The 16027-nt window shown below is 72.0% G+C and carries 16 protein-coding genes and 1 pseudogene; 12 read left to right on the forward strand and 5 right to left on the reverse strand.

Features of this window, described 5'->3' with window-relative positions; all coding sequences use genetic code 11:
* Nucleotides 1–465 carry a hemerythrin domain-containing protein gene (locus DEJ48_RS38090; protein WP_150220652.1) on the forward strand — a complete coding sequence of 155 codons (465 nt, stop codon included), beginning with the start codon at nucleotides 1–3 and terminating at the stop codon, nucleotides 463–465.
* On the opposite strand, the gene DEJ48_RS38095 is transcribed toward DEJ48_RS38090, so the two are convergent.
* Nucleotides 462–866: a VOC family protein gene (locus DEJ48_RS38095; RefSeq protein ID WP_150220653.1), complete on the reverse strand. Its 405-nt coding sequence runs from the start codon at nucleotides 864–866 to the stop codon at nucleotides 462–464. The two genes, DEJ48_RS38090 and DEJ48_RS38095, sit on opposite strands and share 4 nt — an antisense overlap.
* Before the next feature lie 142 nt (nucleotides 867–1008).
* Here DEJ48_RS38095 and DEJ48_RS38100 point away from each other — a divergent pair, with 142 nt between their 5' ends.
* Nucleotides 1009–2019: a helix-turn-helix transcriptional regulator gene (locus DEJ48_RS38100; RefSeq protein WP_150220654.1), complete on the forward strand. Its 1011-nt coding sequence runs from the start codon at nucleotides 1009–1011 to the stop codon at nucleotides 2017–2019.
* A 13-nt stretch (nucleotides 2020–2032) separates the two neighbouring features.
* On the opposite strand, the gene DEJ48_RS38105 is transcribed toward DEJ48_RS38100, so the two are convergent.
* Nucleotides 2033–2962 carry an MBL fold metallo-hydrolase gene (locus DEJ48_RS38105; protein ID WP_150220655.1) on the reverse strand — a complete coding sequence of 310 codons (930 nt, stop codon included), beginning with the start codon at nucleotides 2960–2962 and terminating at the stop codon, nucleotides 2033–2035.
* Nucleotides 2963–3102: 140 nt separating this feature from the next.
* Here DEJ48_RS38105 and DEJ48_RS40620 point away from each other — a divergent pair.
* The 3 genes and pseudogenes from DEJ48_RS40620 to DEJ48_RS38120 all read left to right on the forward strand — a co-directional run.
* A pseudogene (locus DEJ48_RS40620) lies at nucleotides 3103–3294 on the forward strand (hypothetical protein); the annotation flags it as partial.
* A gap of 67 nt (nucleotides 3295–3361) precedes the next feature.
* A complete protein-coding gene (locus DEJ48_RS38115) occupies nucleotides 3362–4801 on the forward strand; it encodes an amidase (protein ID WP_150220656.1) in 1440 nt (479 codons plus the stop codon).
* A 24-nt stretch (nucleotides 4802–4825) separates the two neighbouring features.
* Entirely contained in the window at nucleotides 4826–5374 is a 549-nt protein-coding gene (locus DEJ48_RS38120; protein ID WP_150221644.1) for a TetR/AcrR family transcriptional regulator, read from the forward strand.
* Between the two features lie 37 nt (nucleotides 5375–5411).
* On the opposite strand, the gene DEJ48_RS38125 is transcribed toward DEJ48_RS38120, so the two are convergent.
* Nucleotides 5412–6131 carry an MgtC/SapB family protein gene (locus DEJ48_RS38125; RefSeq protein ID WP_150220657.1) on the reverse strand — a complete coding sequence of 240 codons (720 nt, stop codon included), beginning with the start codon at nucleotides 6129–6131 and terminating at the stop codon, nucleotides 5412–5414.
* A gap of 498 nt (nucleotides 6132–6629) precedes the next feature.
* Between DEJ48_RS38125 and DEJ48_RS38130 the strand changes: the two genes are divergently transcribed.
* The 7 genes from DEJ48_RS38130 (at nucleotide 6630) to DEJ48_RS38155 (ending at nucleotide 14370) form a co-directional block, all read left to right on the forward strand.
* Nucleotides 6630–7844 carry an MFS transporter gene (locus DEJ48_RS38130; RefSeq protein ID WP_223832363.1) on the forward strand — a complete coding sequence of 405 codons (1215 nt, stop codon included), beginning with the start codon at nucleotides 6630–6632 and terminating at the stop codon, nucleotides 7842–7844.
* The gene (locus DEJ48_RS38135) at nucleotides 7841–9625 is read left to right on the forward strand and encodes an alpha/beta hydrolase family protein (protein WP_223832364.1); all 1785 of its coding nucleotides are present in this window, start codon (nucleotides 7841–7843) and stop codon (nucleotides 9623–9625) included. Before DEJ48_RS38130 ends, DEJ48_RS38135 begins: the two co-directional genes overlap by 4 nt.
* 29 nt (nucleotides 9626–9654) lie before the next feature.
* On the forward strand, nucleotides 9655–9783 hold the full coding sequence (locus DEJ48_RS40860; RefSeq protein ID WP_263399473.1) for a hypothetical protein: 129 nt from the start codon (nucleotides 9655–9657) through the stop codon (nucleotides 9781–9783).
* 69 nt (nucleotides 9784–9852) lie between these two features.
* On the forward strand, nucleotides 9853–11805 hold the full coding sequence (locus DEJ48_RS38140; protein ID WP_150220658.1) for a RiPP maturation radical SAM C-methyltransferase: 1953 nt from the start codon (nucleotides 9853–9855) through the stop codon (nucleotides 11803–11805).
* Nucleotides 11802–12455 carry a DUF5825 family protein gene (locus tag DEJ48_RS38145; protein ID WP_150220659.1) on the forward strand — a complete coding sequence of 218 codons (654 nt, stop codon included), beginning with the start codon at nucleotides 11802–11804 and terminating at the stop codon, nucleotides 12453–12455. Before DEJ48_RS38140 ends, DEJ48_RS38145 begins: the two co-directional genes overlap by 4 nt.
* Before the next feature lie 119 nt (nucleotides 12456–12574).
* Nucleotides 12575–13717: a winged helix DNA-binding domain-containing protein gene (locus tag DEJ48_RS38150; RefSeq protein WP_150220660.1), complete on the forward strand. Its 1143-nt coding sequence runs from the start codon at nucleotides 12575–12577 to the stop codon at nucleotides 13715–13717.
* Between the two features lie 242 nt (nucleotides 13718–13959).
* Entirely contained in the window at nucleotides 13960–14370 is a 411-nt protein-coding gene (locus DEJ48_RS38155) for a cysteine/serine endopeptidase inhibitor (protein WP_150220661.1), read from the forward strand.
* Here DEJ48_RS38155 and DEJ48_RS38160 read toward each other — a convergent pair.
* Together DEJ48_RS38160 and DEJ48_RS38165 are read right to left on the reverse strand one after the other, a co-directional pair.
* The gene (locus DEJ48_RS38160; protein WP_150220662.1) at nucleotides 14348–14899 is read right to left on the reverse strand and encodes a GNAT family N-acetyltransferase; all 552 of its coding nucleotides are present in this window, start codon (nucleotides 14897–14899) and stop codon (nucleotides 14348–14350) included. The genes DEJ48_RS38155 and DEJ48_RS38160 overlap by 23 nt on opposite strands.
* Before the next feature lie 9 nt (nucleotides 14900–14908).
* Entirely contained in the window at nucleotides 14909–15973 is a 1065-nt protein-coding gene (locus DEJ48_RS38165; RefSeq protein ID WP_223832365.1) for a hypothetical protein, read from the reverse strand.
* Between the last annotated feature and the right edge of the window lie 54 nt (nucleotides 15974–16027).

The raw sequence follows: 16027 nt of genomic DNA on the forward strand, positions 1-16027 counted from the left end.
ATGTGCCACTACTGCGGTTGCCGAGAGATCCCTCTGATCAAGGAGTTCATCGCCGAGCACGAGCGCGTCACCGACGCCGCGGGAGACGCGCTCCGCGCGCTGGAGCGGGGGGAGACGGACCGGGCGCGCGTACTCGTGGACGACATGGCCCGCGAACTGGACGCGCACTGGCGCGGCGAGGAGAACGGCCTCTTCAAGGTGATGCGCGAGGACCCCGAGTACGTGGAGTACATCGCGAACCTGGAGTCGGAACACCGCGAGCTCGCGGCCCTGTTGCCCGCCCTCGACCTGACCGATCCCGCCGACGTACGAACCCTCGCCGAGGCCGTCGACGAACTCCATCGGCACATCGCCAAGGAGGAGGACGGCCTCTTCCCGGCCTCCCTCACGGCGCTCGACGGCGACGAGTGGAACCTCTCCATGGCGGCGTGGCGCGAGGCGCATCCCCGTCGAAGGGGTGCCTAGTCCGCCGACCGGCGTGCGGCGGGGGTGAAGAAGTTGACGAGATTGCCGTCGGGGTCGCGCAGGAGCAGGGAGCGGTTGCCCCAGGGCATGGTCGTCGGCTCGTTGACGAAGTCGGTGACCCAGCTGGTCAGGGCGTTGTGCACGTGGTCGACGTCGTCGACGAGGAACTCGATGATCACGCTGTGGTTGGCGGCCGGACGCGCGGACCCGGGGGCGAAGAGCGGAACCGTGCGGGTGCTCGCGATCGCCAGGGTCGCGGTCGGGGTCCTGAGCTCGGCGAAGTCCTCGGTGGCCCAGGTGGCGGGGGTTCCGGTGGCCTTCTCGTAGAAGACGACGAGACGTGCGACATCGTCGGTGATGACGCGGATGGAGACGAAGTCGGTCGTTGCGGTGGCGTGCATGTTGCTCTGCTCCTCGGTCGCTGAGTGGCGCTGCGACGCGCCGTGTCGTACCGCGCCGCTTTGTGTGCCGCGGTCCATGTGCTCTGCACGCTAGGACGAATAGTGGACAGAATCGGTCCTGTATCGACGTTAGGGTGCAGACATGTCTCGACCGGTCGGCCGCGTGCTCACGCTCCTGGAACTCCTGCAGTCCGGCGGCACCCGCACGGTCGCCGAGCTCGCCGAACGGCTCGGCGTCGACGGGCGGACCGTACGGCGCTACGTGGACCAGCTGATCGACCTCGATGTGCCGGTCGAGTCCGTGCGCGGCCGTTACGGCGGCTACCGGCTCGCCCCCGGTACGGCGCTGCCCCCGCTCATGTTCGGCGACGACGAGGCGCTCGCCGTACTGCTCGGGCTGATCGCCGGGCGCCGCGCGGGCCTCACCCCCGGGGGCACAGCCGGTGAGACGGCGGCGGCCAAGATCCGACGTGTGCTGCCCGCCCGCATCGCCCGTCGGCTCGACGCGGTCCTCGACTCCCTGGCCCTCACCGGGGAGTCGGGCGCCTTGCCCGCGCCCGACTCGGAGGTGCTGCTGACTCTGGCCGACGCGGTACGTCATCGCAGGCCGGTCGCTCTCCGGTACACGGACCGCAAAGGGGCGCGCGGCGACCGCACCCTGCATCCGTACGGGATCGTCGCCCACGCCGGCCGGTGGTACGTCACGGGTGAGGACCCGGACATCGACCAGGACCGGACCCTCCGGCTCGACCGCATCACATCGGCGCGGCCTCTGGTGGGCGGTTCGTTCGAGGTGCCGGACGGGTTCGATCCGGCGGACCGTGTACTGACCGGGTTCGCCACGGCCGCGTACCGCTACGAGGTGACGCTGCGGATCCGGGGCACGGTCGAGCAGGTCCGCGCACGCCTTCCTGTGAGCGTCGCGATTCTGGAGGAGTGCGCGGGCGAGGACGAGAACGACGACGAGGGTGAGGGGACTGTTCGCCGTGAGCCCTGGGTGCGTGGCGAGCTGCGGGTGGAGCGCCTCGACTGGCTGCCGCCCCTCCTCGCGTCGCTCGACCGGCCGTTCGTCATCGAACGCCCCGACGAGCTGCGCGGGCTCGTCGCCGAGTTCGCCGATCGTCTCGCCTCCTTCGCCCGCCGCCCGGTGTGATCGGACACAAACCCTAGGACCGTCGGGAGGGCGTGGCGCGCTGCGGCGGGACCGGCGCCAGACGGTACGCATCCCCGTCCGACACCACGCGGCCGGACGTCGGGTCGGGGAAGTGGGTGCCGAGGAGCAGGGTCTCCGTGTCGGCGAGCGAGGCGAGCAGATCGCTGCGTGTGGCTTCGGCCAGCGCGGGGTCGATGTCCACGCAGCTTCCTATGTGGGGGTGGGGGAGTTGGACGGGATGGTGGAGCAAGTCGCCCGTGATCAGGGCTGATTGGCTGTTGCTGCTCACTTGGACGGCGAGGTGGCCGGGGGTGTGACCTGGGGTGGGTATCAGCCGCAGGCCGTGGGCGACTTCGGCGCCCTGGGCCGGTACGTCGACGAGGTCGAGCAGTCCCGCGTCCTCGATCGGATGCACGGAGTCGCGGAACATCTGCTGTCGCGGTTCGTCCATGGCGTGGCCGGCCCAGAACTCCCGCTCGGCGCGTGAGGTGACGTAGCGGGCGCGGGGGAAGGTGGGGAGCCACGTGCCCGCCTCCTCGCGGGTGTTCCAGCCGACGTGGTCGGTGTGCAGGTGGGTGAGGACGACCAGGTCGACCGAGTCCGGTGGGAAGCCGGCGTCGGTGAGACGCTGGAGGTAGTCGGTGCGGAGGTCGTGCCAGGCCGGGTTGGCGCGCGTCTTGCCGTTGCCGATGCCGGTGTCGACCAGCACGCGGAGCGTTCCCACGGTGAGTGCGAAGGTGTGGCTGTCGAGGTGCAGGGTGCCTGTGGGGTCTGCGAAGTCCGGTTGCAGCCAAGGGTGTTGGTTCGTCACATCCGGCGTCGCGGACGGGAGCAGCCAGGGGCCGGTTTCGGGTGGCAGGGGGATCTCGTCGATGCGGTGGATGGTGACGTCGCCGACGGTCCAGTGCGGGGTTCGGAGCGGGGGTGGGGTCTGCGCCTGCATGCGTGCTCCTCGTTAAGGCTAAGTGTTTGCTTTAAGTGAGCGTAGGTCCTATGTTCGGGCTAACGCAAACGGTTAGCTTTTAGCGGGGGCCCGTCTTTGACACCCCACGCATCCGCCCCACCACCCGAGAAAGAGGCCCCATGCCCGACGTAGAACCGCCTCTCACCCCGCCGGAAGCCGCCCGGTGGGCGGCACGTTCCGGACTGCCGCTGACCGGGGACCGTGCCCAGGCGGTCGCAGTCACGGCCGACCACATTCACTCGGTCGTCTCCGTCCTGCGAGAACTGGACTTCGCCGATACTCCGCCCACCGCTCACCGCGCGGCGGAGGAAAACGACGGAACCTACGGAGCTCACGGAACCTACGGAGCTCACGGAACCCACGGTTCGGAGATTCACAATGCAGCCCTATGAGTTGACCCTCGCCGCCGCTGCCGAGGAGATACGGACGCGGCGACTGTCCCCCGTCGAGCTGGTGGACTCGGTGCTCGACCGGATCGCTCGGACGGAACCCTCCCTCCAGGCCTATGTCACGGTGACGGCGGAACGGGCCCGCGCGTCGGCGCGCGCGGCCGAACGCGCAACCGCCCCCGGCGCCCCCGCCGCCTCCTCGCACGGGCCGCTGCACGGAATCCCCGTGGCCCTGAAGGACCTCATCGACGTCGCCGGTGTCGCGACCACCGCGAGCTCCCGCGTCCGCGCGGACCACCCCGTGGCCGCCGCGGACAGCACGGTCGCCGCCCGCCTGGCCGAAGCCGGCACCGCCCTCGTCGGCAAGACGCACACCCATGAGTTCGCCTACGGGCTCACCACGCCCCAGACCGGCAACGCCTGGGACCCGGACCGCGTGGCGGGCGGTTCCAGCGGCGGGTCGGCCGTCGCCGTCGCGGCCGCCGCGGCGACCTTCGCCCTGGGGACCGACACCGGAGGGTCGATCCGCGTACCGGCCGCGTTGAACGGCGTCGTCGGCCTCAAGCCGACGTACGGCCTCGTGCCCCGGCACGGCGTGACGTCGCTGTCCTGGTCGCTGGACCACGTGGGCCCGCTGACGCGTACCGTCGAGGACGCCGCGCTGGTGATGTCCGTCCTCGCGGGCCACGATCCCCGCGACCCCGCCAGTCTCCCCACGCCGCCCGGCGTGGAGTACCGGCCGCTCCCGGGCGCGGACCTGACGGGAGTACGGGTCGGCGTACCGCGCAACTACTACTTCGAGCACGTCGACCCCGAGGTCGAGGTGGCCGTGCGCGGCGCCGTCAAGCAGCTGGAGGCCCTCGGCGCGACGCTCGTCGAGGTCGAGATCCCGATGACCCGCTACGTCCAGGCCACCCAGTGGGGCCTGATGGTTCCCGAGGCCACCGCCTATCACGAGCAGACCCTGCGCTCGGCGCCCGAACAGTACGGCGCCGACATCCGTGTCCTGCTGGAGGCCGGCGCGCTCATGTCCGCCGGTGACTATCTGCGCGCCCAGCGGGCCCGCACCCTCATGCGGCAGGCGTGGCTGCGCATGCTGGACGAGGTCGACGTGATCGCCGCGCCGACCGTTCCCCTGTCGGCGGTCCGTACGGGTCAGGAGGTCGTCGTGTGGCCCGACGGCACGAGCGAGAGCGTCTCCGACGCGTACGTCCGCCTGTCGGCCCCCGCGGACATCACCGGTGTCCCGGCGCTCTCGGTCCCGGTCGGCCGTGACGCCGCGGGGATGCCCATCGGCATGCAGCTGCTCGGACGGCCGCTCGCCGAGGCCATGGTGCTGCGGGTGGGGCACGCGTACGAGGAGGCGGTGCCCGCGCGTGGACCCGCTCCGGTGACAGTCCCGGCGGGCGGGCCGGGCGGCGCCCTTTAGGGTGTGGTCGTGAGTCGTAGACCGATGGCGCGCCCCGGCGGGCGCAGTGCCCGCGTGCAGGAGGCGGTGCACACAGCTGTACGCGAACTCGCGGACGAGGTGGGCCGCGACGCGCTGACCGTTCCGCTGATCGCGGCCCGCGCCGAGGTCACCCCGTCCACGGTCTACCGTCGGTGGGGCGACCTGCAGGCGCTCCTGTCGGACGTGGCGGTCGAACGGCTGCGTCCGGAGGCGCCGCCGGAGGACCTCGGGGACCTCGGGAGCGATCTGCGCTCCTGGGCCGAGCAGTTCCTCGACGAGATGGGTTCGCCCGCGGGTCGCGCGTACATCCGGGACGCCCTGCTCGGCGACCCCGACGGCAGCAACGCGGGCCGGTGCTCCGCCTACGCGGCCGAACAGGTCGATGTCATCCTCGCCCGCGCGGCGGACCGCGGGGAGAGCGCGCCCGAGGTCGAGACGGTGCTCGACCACGTCGTCGCGCCCATGATGTACCGCATCCTGTTCCGCCCGTCCGGATGCGACGCGGCCTACGCGCGACGGCTGGTGGCCGGAGTGCTCGACGCCCCCTCGTAGGCGCGGTGCGGGTAAGGCGGGTGGTCGTCGGCGCCGCTCATTCGTCCCCGTAACCGGGCCGGGCGCACGCCACCACCCCGTCCACCGCCACGAACCGTGCCGTCAGCTTGTCGCCGTCGTCGCGTCCCACCACGGCGAGGAGCACCTCGACGGTGTGCTCCGTCTCGTCGGCGTAGGCGCCCTTGGGGACGGAGGCGCTGAGTGTGCGCACCTCTGCGATGTCGAAGCCGGCGCGTGCGCACTCCGCGAACAGGTCCTGCAGCAGGCCCGGACGTTGCAGGTACGTGATGCGGTAGTGGACGGGTACCGAGCGCAGCAGGGAGAGTCGGCGGGCCAGGGGGCGCACGGCGTACGCGACGAGGAAGTACGACGCGGTGGCGAGCGCCGCGAGCAGGGGCAGGCCGGCTGCCGCCGCGGAGCCCACGGCGGCCGTCAGCCAGATGGTCGCGGCCGTGGTCAGGCCCTGCACGGATCCCCGCTGCACGAAGATGACGCCGGCGCCGATGAAGCCGAGTCCGGAGACGATCTGCGCGGCCACGCGGGACGGGTCGAGGGTGACGGTGCCGGACTGCAGCACATCGGTGAAGCCGTACTTGCTGACCAGCGTGAACAGCGCGGCGCCCACGCCGACGGTCGTGTAGGTCCGCAGGCCCGCGGCCTTCTGGCGGATCTCACGCTCCAGGCCGATCGCGGCGGACAGGCCGAAGGCCACGGCGAACTCGGCCAGCTGTACCCAGCTCTGGCCAGTGGGTTCCATCACCGCACCCGGCCCTGGTCACTCGGTTCCATCACTCGTCCTCACCCCGGCCGTACGGTCTTCCGTCCCTCCTCGTGCCCACTGTTGTCGATGGGACACACGTCCGCGATCCGGGCGGCGTCCGCGGGGATCGTCGCGAACCGGCCATTGTCCGGACGGGCAGGCTCCGCCGGCGCCCGCGTCAGGTCCCGTGGGTGAGGGCGTCTGCGTACGTAATTCCCCTCTGTCGCACATGGATGTACGTGTCCGTCATGACGTCCCTCACGTCACAGGCGACGCTCATATCCCATCCGTCACGTGCGTCCTGACGGAACTCGCGCCTCCCTTTGTGGTGGCGCCGATGGTCCGCCCTGCGCACCCCGCGCCGCGCTTTTCGGACAGCGGATCCCGCACCTTGTAGCGCGCTCGGAGCGCTGGCTACGATCCCGCTCTCGTTTCACTCCCATACCACTTTCTTCACATCTCTTCACGGCAGCTTCATGTTCATGGAGGAATTGCGTGGAGTCGTTACCCCTCACTTCCGCAGGCACCTCCGCCCGCGACTACCGCCTCTTCTGGTGGGCCAACGCGACCGACGCGCTCGGCACCCAGGCATCCGGGGTCGTACTCCCGCTGCTGCTCCTCTCCCTCGGTCACTCCGCGCAGACCGCGGGGCTCGTCGCCGGCCTCTCGCTGGCCGCCGGAATCCTGCTGGGACCGCTCGCCGCCGTCCCCGCCGACCGTGGCGCACGCAAGACGATCATGTTCTGGGCCGCCGCCGTCTCCGCGCTCGCCATGGGCTCCGTCGCCCTGGTCCTCGCCCTCGGACACCTCACGCTCGCGCACCTCCTGGGCGCCGTCCTCGTCGAACGCTTCGCCACCGCCACCCATGACGCCGCCTCACGCGGCACCGTCGCCCTGGTCTGCCCGCCCGACGACCAGCCGCGCGCCGTCGCCCGGCTCGCCGCCGCCGACCAGGGCGCCCTCATCCTCGGCCCCGCCCTCGGCGGCGCCGCCTACCAGCTCTCGCGTGCGCTGCCGTTCCTTGCCGACGCCCTCTCGTACGCCGTAGCCGCATGCTGTGTACGCGGCATGCGGGCCGAACTGAAAGCCCCGGCGGAGCCCACCGGGGGAGGGCTGCTCCGTGAGGCCGCCGCCGGGCTGCGCCTCGTGCGGCGCGAACCGCTGCTCCGCCTCGTCCTGGTGTGGATCGCCCTCGTCAACGGCGTCGCCGTCGCGCTCTACTACGCCGCCGTCTTCGCGCTGGAACGCTCCGGCTCGGGCGCCCTCCCGATGGGCGTCGTCCTCGCGGTCTCCGGGGCCACCGGTCTCGCCGGGTCGCTCGCCGCGCCCCGGGTCGCCGTACGCGTCGGCGCCGCCCGGGTCCTCGTAGCCGTGACCTGGCTCCTCGTACCGCTCACCGCGGCCCTCGCCACCGCCGCCGGGCCCTGGACGTACGGCCTGCTGCTCGGCGCGGTCTGCCTGCTCGTGCCGCTGCCCGCCGTCGTCCTGCAGGCGCGCGCCCTTCTCGTGACGGAACCCTCGCTGCAGGCACGCGTCGGCGCGGTCCTCGCGACGGCGTCCGGTGGCACCGCCGCCCTCGCCCCCGTCCTCGCGGGACTGTGCGCGGACCGGATCGGCACCGCCGCACCCGCACTGGGCTGTGCCGCCCTGCTCACCCTGCTCGCCGTGCACACCACACGGCGCGCCGCCCTCACGGAGGCCGCCGCGTGAGCCGCTTCCAGGTCTACCGCGCCGCACTGCCCGAGGTGTGCTCCGCCGACCCGCGCCGCATGGTCTTCACCGCCGACGCCGAGGGCCGCTGCGAGATCTGCACGTGGGACACCGCGACCCGCCGCTCCCGACGCGTCACCGACCGGCCCGGCGGCACCCTGCACGGCGCCATCGACCGCGACGCGCGGATCTGGTGGTTCGACGAGGACGCCCGGGGCGTCGGGCAATGGCGCCACCAGGCCTTCACCGGCGGACCCGACAGGCCGGGCCTCACCGGCGTCCCGGACGGCACGGCCCGCGGCCTCGCCGTCATCGGCGGCCCCATCGCCACCATCGGCATCGGACTCGACGACAGCACCACGATCCGCATCGGCAGAAGAGGCGGCCCCGGCCGCGAGGTGACGCGCGTCGAAGGACCCGCCGCCCTCGCCGGAATCGCCCCGAGCGGCGACCTGCTCGCCCTCACCCGCACCGCCGACTCGCCCGCCGCCGTCACCCTCCTCACGCCCGACGGCACCGTCGTCGCCGTCCTGCCCGGCGACGGCCCGCACGGCAGACTCTGGGCCCTCGGCTTCGCACCCACCGGACCACGCCCCACGCTCCTCCTCGTCCGCGAGCACGAGGACCGCTACCTGCTCGCCACGTGGACCCCCGCGCGCGGCGCCGCCACCCACGACTGGTGCGCCTTCGACACCCAGATCACCGCCCGCTGGTACCCGGACGGCCACTCCGTCCTGATCCGCCAGGACCGCCACGGCCGCTCCCTGCTCCACCGCGCGCACCTCGACGACCGCACCCTCACGCCCGTACCGACCCCGCCCGGCACGCTCCTGGACGCCGCCCCGCGCCCCGGCGGCGACCTCCACACCCTCTGGACCGACACCACGCACCCGCCGACGATGACGTCCAGCACCGGCACACCCCTGCCACCGCTCGGCACCGTCACCGGCCACGTCCCCGGCACCGTGCGCGACATCCGCACCCCCGGCCCCGACGGCCCCGTGCACACCCTGCTGAGCCTCCCCGAGGACGGCACCGGACCGCACCCCGCCGTCTTCCTCGTGCACGGCGGCCCCGCCGACCACGACAGGGACGCCTACGACGGCACCGTGCACTCCCTCGTCGCCTCCGGATTCGCCGTCGCCCGCGTCAACTACCGGGGCTCCACGGGCTACGGACCCAGCTGGCAGCGTGCCTACCGCGACGGCGTCGGCCACACCCAGGTCGCCGACCTCGCCGCCGTCCACGCCGACCTCACCGCGCGCGGCCTGATCCGCCCGGACGCGACCGGCCTGTGGGGCACCTCCTGGGGCGGCTACCTCGTCCTGCTCGCCCTCGGCACGCGGCCCGGACTGTGGCGGGCGGGCGTCGCCGTGAAGCCCGTCGCCGACTACGCCGCCGCCCACGCCGCGGGCACCGTCGCCCTGCGCGCCCTGGACGAGCGGCTGTTCGGCGGCACACCCGACCAGGTGCCCGCGCGATACGCGCACAGCTCCCCGATCCGGTACGCCGCCCGCGTACGGGACCCGCTGCTCGTCGTCGCCGCCACGCACGACACCAAGTGCCCGGCACAGCAGGTCCGTTCCTACCTCGGCGCCCTCGACGCCGCCGGTGCCCGGCACGAGTCCCTGTGGCTGGACTCCGGGCACGACGGCTACGACGGCGGCGACCACATGACCGTACTGCGCCGCGCGGTGCTCTTCCTCGACCGGGAGCTCCGCCCACCCAGACGCCCCGCTCCGAGAGGTGAGGGGTCAGTGCACCACACCGTTCCGCACTGAATCACTGAACTACCGAGAGGAGAGAGCCCATGCAGAAGGACGTCATCCACAACGACCCGCTCGCGGAGGACGAGACGAACCGGAGGCCGAGCGTCGGCATCACGGTCACCGTCCCGTTCCGCAACGCCGAGGACGGCGAAGACACCGTCGAGGACTGATCCCCACCGGCCGGCCCCCTGGCACACCCCGGGGGCCGGCCGGCCCTCACACCCCCCGGAGGAGCGCCCGTGCGCGTACTGCTTGTCAACATGCCCTGGTCGCCCATCGACCTTCCGTCGCTCGCCCTGGGCATCCTCAAACGGAGTGTGGACGAGCGCGTCCCCGGCGCCACCGCCGAGGTCCTGCACGCCAACCTCGCCTTCACCGACTGGATCACCGAACGCACCGAGTTCACCGGTGACGACTACGAGTACTACGCGCTCTCCTCGTACTTCATGGGCTGCGGCGACTGGGTCTTCTCATCGGCCCTCTACGACGACCCGGAGTGGCGTGACGACGAGTTCACCACCGTCATGACCGGCAAACTGAAGGCCGCGCGGATGAAGATGACGCGCGCACTGCACCGCGTCGTCCCCGAGTTCGTCGAGATGATCGCCCAACAGGTCGTGGCGAGCGACCCCGACGTCGTCGGATTCACCTCCACCTTCCAGCAGAACACCGCCGCCCTCGCCTGCGCCCGCCGCGTCAAGGAACTCGCCCCGCACCTCGTGACCGTCATGGGCGGCGCCAACTGCGACGGCGAACAGGGCGCCGCCGTGCACCGCAACTTCCCCTTCGTCGACCACGTCGTGCGCGGTGAGGGCGAGGCCGCCTTCCCCGCGCTCCTCACCGCCCTCACGGAGAGGACCCCGCTCGGCGACATTCCCGGGCTCTGCCATCGCGACGCCACGGGCAAGAGCGTCGCCAACGCCATGGCCACCCGGCCGCTGCCGCCCGCCGCGATCCTGCCGCCCGACTACAGCGGCTACTTCGAACGCCTCGCCGCGTCCGTGGCCCGCAACTGGGTCGAGCCCAAACTCGTCGTCGAGGGCGCGCGCGGCTGCTGGTGGGGCGAGAAACACCACTGCACCTTCTGCGGGCTCAACGGCTCGTTCATGGAGTTCCGCTCCAAGAGCCCGGACACCTTCTACGACGAGATCATGGAACTGGCCCGCCGCCACAAGGTCCTGGACATGTACGTCGTCGACAACATCCTCGACATGCGCTACCTCACCACCGTGCTGCCCCGCATCATCGAGAGCGGCTACGACCTGCGCCTGCACATCGAGATCAAGGCCAACATGAAGCGCAGCCAACTGCGCACCCTCGCCGACGCGGGACTCATCTACGTCCAGCCCGGCATCGAGAGCCTCAACAGCCGGGTCCTCGACCTGATGGACAAGGGCGTGAGCGGCTGCCAGAACGTCCGGATGCTCCGCGACGGCGCCGAGACCGGACTCTCCGTCGCCTGGAACTACCTCCACGGATTCCCCGGCGAGAGCGCCGAGGACTACGACCCCGTCATCGCGCAGATCCCCGCCCTCGAACACCTCGACCCACCGGTCGACCTCTCCGCCCGCATCGCCATCGAACGCTTCAGCCCCTACTTCGAGCGCCCCGAACTCGGCTTCACCGGCCTGCGCCCCGAAGGCCACTACCGCTTCACCTACGACCTGCCCGAAGAAGAGCTGTACGGCATGGCGTACGTCTTCGAGGCTCCCGCCCGCGGCATCGGCGAGACCACCGTCAAGGCTCTCAACGAGGCACTCGCCGACTGGCGCAAACACCACACCGACGCCCGCCTCACCCACGACGACCACGGCGACCGCATCATCCTCGTCAGCCGCCGGCGCACCTTCTCCTGGCACGCCATGGAGCTCACCGACCCCTTCGAGCTGGCCGTCTTCCGCCTCCTCGACCAGCCGCACAGCGTCCAGGCACTTTTGCGGAAGGCCGCCGCACGGGTCTCCGACATGACTCTCGACGAGACCAGGGTCCAGGAACTCCTCGACTCCTGGCTCGCTCTCGGCATCGTCTTCTCCGACGCCGGCCAGTACGTCCACATCGCACCGGCCGCGGTCAACGAGGACCTGCTCCGCCTCGACTTCATGCGGCACATCCACGCGGAGGAGACGCCCCTCGCGTCGCTGTCCGAGTCCGCGACCGTGCCCGAGCCCGCCCGATCCGGAGGAGCACAGTGACCGCCACCCTCGCCACGCCGACCCTGCTCGCCTGGCGCGACTACGACCCCGCCGCGTGCGCGCTGCCCGGCATGTTCCTGGGCGAGGTGCCGCTGCCGGGACCGCCACACGGCCAGGCCGAACGCCTCTGGCAGCTCGGTGCGCGTCGGGTGCGCCTGCCCGACCCCGTCGACCTCACGGCCACCGCGGACCCGGCCGCCGCCCTGCATGGGCTCGGCCTCGTGCGGGACCTGACCGCGCGAGCCGTCATGGTCGAGTGGAAACTGCGGCTCGACCCCGACTCGGGGGACGGGTGGCGCATGCTCAGTCACCTCCAGCCGCCCGCGGTGCTCCTCGGCCCACAGGGCGCGGAGGACGCGCTGAACACCTGGCGGCGCGGCCACTACCTGTGCAAATGCCTGTGGCGCAAGGGTCCGGGCTTCATCCAGATCCGCGACCGCAGATGGGGCGAGCTGCGCCGCTTCACCGCCGACGAACCCGAGTACGAGACGACCATCGACCGCCTCGACCACGGCGCACTCGCCGACACCGTGCCGAAGGCGGTCCTGGACGATTTCCGCGGCGAACAGCTCGTCCTGGACATCGGCCCGTACGCGTGGTGGCTGCCGTACCGGGTCAGCCGCTGGCTCCAGCAGTCGATCGCGATCTGAGGAACCCGAAAGATATGCACGGGACCGGGGCGGAGTAGAGGACAGAAGCTGACCGCGTTGTCTGGGAGCGTGGTGCTCGGCCGCACAGAACCGAGCACCGAGCACCCAGGAGCAGCCGCATGTCCGCGAACGTCACCGTCCTCGACACCCGGACCCTGAACCGAGCGACCCTCGCACGGCAACTGCTCCTCGACCGCGCCGACCTGCCGGCCCTCGACGCGGTCGCCCACCTCTGCGGACTCCAGGCCCAGGAGCCGCAGGAACCGTTCGTCGGACTCTGGTCGCGGCTGCGCGCCTTCGAGCCGGGCACCCTCTGTGACCTGCTCGTCCAGCGGCGCGTGGTCCGCACCCACCTCATGCGCCGTACGGTCCACCTCGTCACCGCCGATGACGCCCTGGCCTGGCGCACCCGGCACGACGCGATGCTGCGCCAGCGGGTGCTCGGCGTCTACCGCCGTGAACTCGACGGCGTGGACCTCGGCGAACTCGCCGCGGCGGGCCGGGAGACGATGTCCGACGGGGAACCGCGCACCATGGCCGAGCTGACGCGCGCGGTCGCCGACCGCTGGCCGGGGGTGCCCGCGCGGGCGCTGGGGGAGATGCTGATCGCCGGGGTGGTGCCCATGGTGCAGCTGCCGCCGCGCGGCCTGTGGCGGACGAAGGGCGGCGTACGCAACCTTCCGCTCGCCACCTGGCTGGGAAGGGAACCGGCCCCCGACCCGTCCGCCACGAACTCCGACGCCCCGAACGACGCCTCCCCGGACGGCTCCGACCCCGTCGGCCAGGCCATCCTGCGCCGCTACCTGGCCGCCTACGGCCCCGCCGCCACGGCCGATCTGCGCGCCTGGAGCGGTCTCGCCGGGCTCCCGGCCGCGGTCGCCGCCGCCCGCCCCGAACTCGTCTCCTTCCGCGACGAGCGCGGCCGCGAACTGCTCGACCTCCCCGACGCGCCACGCCCGGACCCCGACACCCCGGCGCCTGTCCGCTTCCTGCCCGCGTTCGACAACGCGATCCTCGGCTATCAGGAGCGCGGCCGGATCATCGACGACGCCCACCGCGGACTGTCGGTCGCCGGGGAGCGGGTCGTCCTGGTCGACGGGCGCGTCTCGGCGACGTGGACCGTGGAGCAGGACACCGTGGTGGCGAAGCCGCTGCGGCGTTTCACCCGCGCCGAGCGCGCGGACGTCGCGGAGGAAGGGCGTGCGGTGGCGATGTTCCTGTCGGACAAGGCGAGCGAGCGCGTACGCGTCGACGCGTCCTGACGGCACCGCCATCACGCCGTTCCCGGACGTGTATCGCAGGGCGGGTGCGGGGCGGGGCGCCGCCCTCCCTCACCACGTCAGCCGTACAGACGTGACATCTGCAAAGGCCATCACGTCAGGGCGGGTTGACGCCACGCACTGCCCGGGAACCTTGCGGCCACACAGCGGCTGCTCGCAGGCTCTCGCCGCATGAGAGCGCTCTCGGCGTGAGAGCGCCCGTGACGGGAGTGGGGTGGCGCATCATGAGGCTCAGACGGTGGAGCGGTGTCGTGGCCGCGGCGGTGGTCGGTGTCGCGGTCGGCACCGGAACGGCCCACGCCGACATACCCATCGGCCAGCCGATGTCCGGGAAGTCCACGTACTACAACGACAAGGGGTACGGCGCCTGCGGGACACCCATCGACGCGTCGACCCAGGACCTCGTGGCCGTCTCCGCCGCGTGGTGGACCACGGCCAACCTCAACAACGACCCTCTGTGCCAGGGGATTTCTGTGCAGGTGACCTACCAGGGCAGGACGATCACCGTGCCGGTCCGGGACAAGTGCCCGTCCTGCGCCTCGACGCACATCGACCTCAGCCAGACCGCGTTCCGCCGTCTGGCGCCCCTCGACGTCGGCGTGATCAACGGCGTCACATGGAAGTTCGTGCGGTAGCACGGGCGAACACGAGCAGCGTGCGCGAACCGTCCCCCTGCTCCTCGGTGCGACTGCCCGTCCGCCGGAATCCGCACTTCTCGGCGACCCTGATCGACGCGGCGTTGTCCTCGTCGGCTTCGAGGAGCACCTGACGCAACCCGAGCTCGTGCAGAGCCCAACTCGCGAGCAGTCGCACGGCCCTGGGGGCGATGCCGTGGCCGCGCCGGGCGGGAAACACGCTGTACGCCACGGTCGCCACGTCATCGTCCCGGAACTGCAGGTTGATGATGCCGACCGGTTCGTCCGTCAGGGCGTCCGCGATCACCAAGGGCGCCGCCCGGCCCGTTCGCCACGCCTCCTCGACCCGGGACAGGCTCGTGCGGCGAGCGGCGTCATCCATGGGCGGGTCGTCGAGCCACCGGACCGTGTCGGGGTCGCGGCCGGCTGCTTGGATGGGGTGCAGATCCGACGCACGCCGGAGCCGCAGGGCCACGACCCCGTCGGCGAGCGGTTGCGACAACGGTTCTATCGGCGTCGAGCGTCCCATGCGTCGATCCTACGAACCCTCGTACGCTCCCGTGGGCACGTTTCCCCTCTGTGCCGCAGCGGACCCCAAGTCCTCGCGGAGCCGGGCGAACGCCGAGCAGACCACCGGCATGACCAGCGGGGGGAGGAGCAGGAGGGCCACGGCCGTCGGCAGGACCTTCATCAGCACTCCGGTGATCCACACGTTGTCGTCGCTGAGCCGGAGCATGCCGAGGCCGGCGTAGTGGACGAGGGGAGCGGCCGCGTACGGGGCCAGCCAGAGGAAGAGGAACGCGGCCGCGGTGACAGCCGCGCCCACGCCGAGGGTGCGCAGCCGCGCGCGGCGCGTCAGTACCCAGGAGCGGTGCAGCGCCGCGAACGGGGAGCGGCGCGCCAGCACCGTCTCGGCCGTGGCCAACGCGAGCCGTGAGTACAGCAGCGGGCCGAGGCAGCCCACGGCGATCGGCAGCACCCATCCCACCAGCGTGTACTGCGGGGCCGCGGTCTCGCCGATCGGCGTGCGCTCCACACCGGGAACCCCGCCGCTCTCGACGAATGCCCACAGCATCAGTGCCGCCACCACCACGGTGCCCACCGCGAGCCCGGTCAGCGCGTTGACGGCGAGCGCGGCGGGCAGCCGCCGCCGGGTGCGCTGCCACACCTCGCGTGCGGACAGCGGTCCGCCGTCGTGCGCGGCATGCGAGGCGCCGACGGCGTGGGCGGCGTGCAGGACGGAGAGGACGAGGAGGGCCAGCACCAGCAGCGCGGGCATCATGACGAAGGCGACCTTCGCCAACTCGGGCGTGGCGCCGTCGGCGTAGGCCACATAGGAGTCCTCGTTGGCGATGTTGCGGTCCGCGTACTGCCGTACGCCTTCGAAGGTGTCCCACGCCGCCGCGAATCCGCCGGCCAGCACGGCACAGCCGAGCACGACGGTCAGGGCGGAGACGCGGAGGGTGAAGCCGTGGACCGCGCGGGGCTGACGTCTGAAGGCACCGAGCGTCTCGCCGAGGTTCCCGCGAGCCGTCTGCTCGGCGGGGCGGCCGTCGATGCCGGCGGCCGAAGTGTGGGTCGGCCGGGTTCCGTCGTGCGCCATGCTGTGGTCGGACCTCCGCGCGGTTTCGTGGTGACTACAGCCAGGACGCGGCGG

It is taken from the genome of Streptomyces venezuelae, from assembly GCF_008642315.1.
In the GTDB taxonomy this organism is placed as follows: Bacteria; Actinomycetota; Actinomycetes; order Streptomycetales; family Streptomycetaceae; genus Streptomyces; species Streptomyces venezuelae_D.

Excerpts from the sequence above, each read along its gene's own strand:
- DEJ48_RS38090 (WP_150220652.1), top strand. The coding sequence starts at position 1 with ATGTGCCACTACTGCGGTTGCCGAGAGATCCCTCTGATCAAGGAGTTC.
- DEJ48_RS38095 (WP_150220653.1), bottom strand. The coding sequence starts at position 866 with ATGCACGCCACCGCAACGACCGACTTCGTCTCCATCCGCGTCATCACC.
- DEJ48_RS38100 (WP_150220654.1), top strand. The coding sequence starts at position 1,009 with ATGTCTCGACCGGTCGGCCGCGTGCTCACGCTCCTGGAACTCCTGCAG.
- DEJ48_RS38105 (WP_150220655.1), bottom strand. The coding sequence starts at position 2,962 with ATGCAGGCGCAGACCCCACCCCCGCTCCGAACCCCGCACTGGACCGTC.
- DEJ48_RS38115 (WP_150220656.1), top strand. The coding sequence starts at position 3,362 with ATGCAGCCCTATGAGTTGACCCTCGCCGCCGCTGCCGAGGAGATACGG.
- DEJ48_RS38120 (WP_150221644.1), top strand. The coding sequence starts at position 4,826 with ATGGCGCGCCCCGGCGGGCGCAGTGCCCGCGTGCAGGAGGCGGTGCAC.
- DEJ48_RS38125 (WP_150220657.1), bottom strand. The coding sequence starts at position 6,131 with ATGGAACCCACTGGCCAGAGCTGGGTACAGCTGGCCGAGTTCGCCGTG.
- DEJ48_RS40860 (WP_263399473.1), top strand. The coding sequence starts at position 9,655 with ATGCAGAAGGACGTCATCCACAACGACCCGCTCGCGGAGGACGAGACG.
- DEJ48_RS38150 (WP_150220660.1), top strand. The coding sequence starts at position 12,575 with ATGTCCGCGAACGTCACCGTCCTCGACACCCGGACCCTGAACCGAGCG.
- DEJ48_RS38155 (WP_150220661.1), top strand. The coding sequence starts at position 13,960 with ATGAGGCTCAGACGGTGGAGCGGTGTCGTGGCCGCGGCGGTGGTCGGT.
- DEJ48_RS38160 (WP_150220662.1), bottom strand. The coding sequence starts at position 14,899 with ATGGGACGCTCGACGCCGATAGAACCGTTGTCGCAACCGCTCGCCGAC.
- DEJ48_RS38165 (WP_223832365.1), bottom strand. The coding sequence starts at position 15,973 with ATGGCGCACGACGGAACCCGGCCGACCCACACTTCGGCCGCCGGCATC.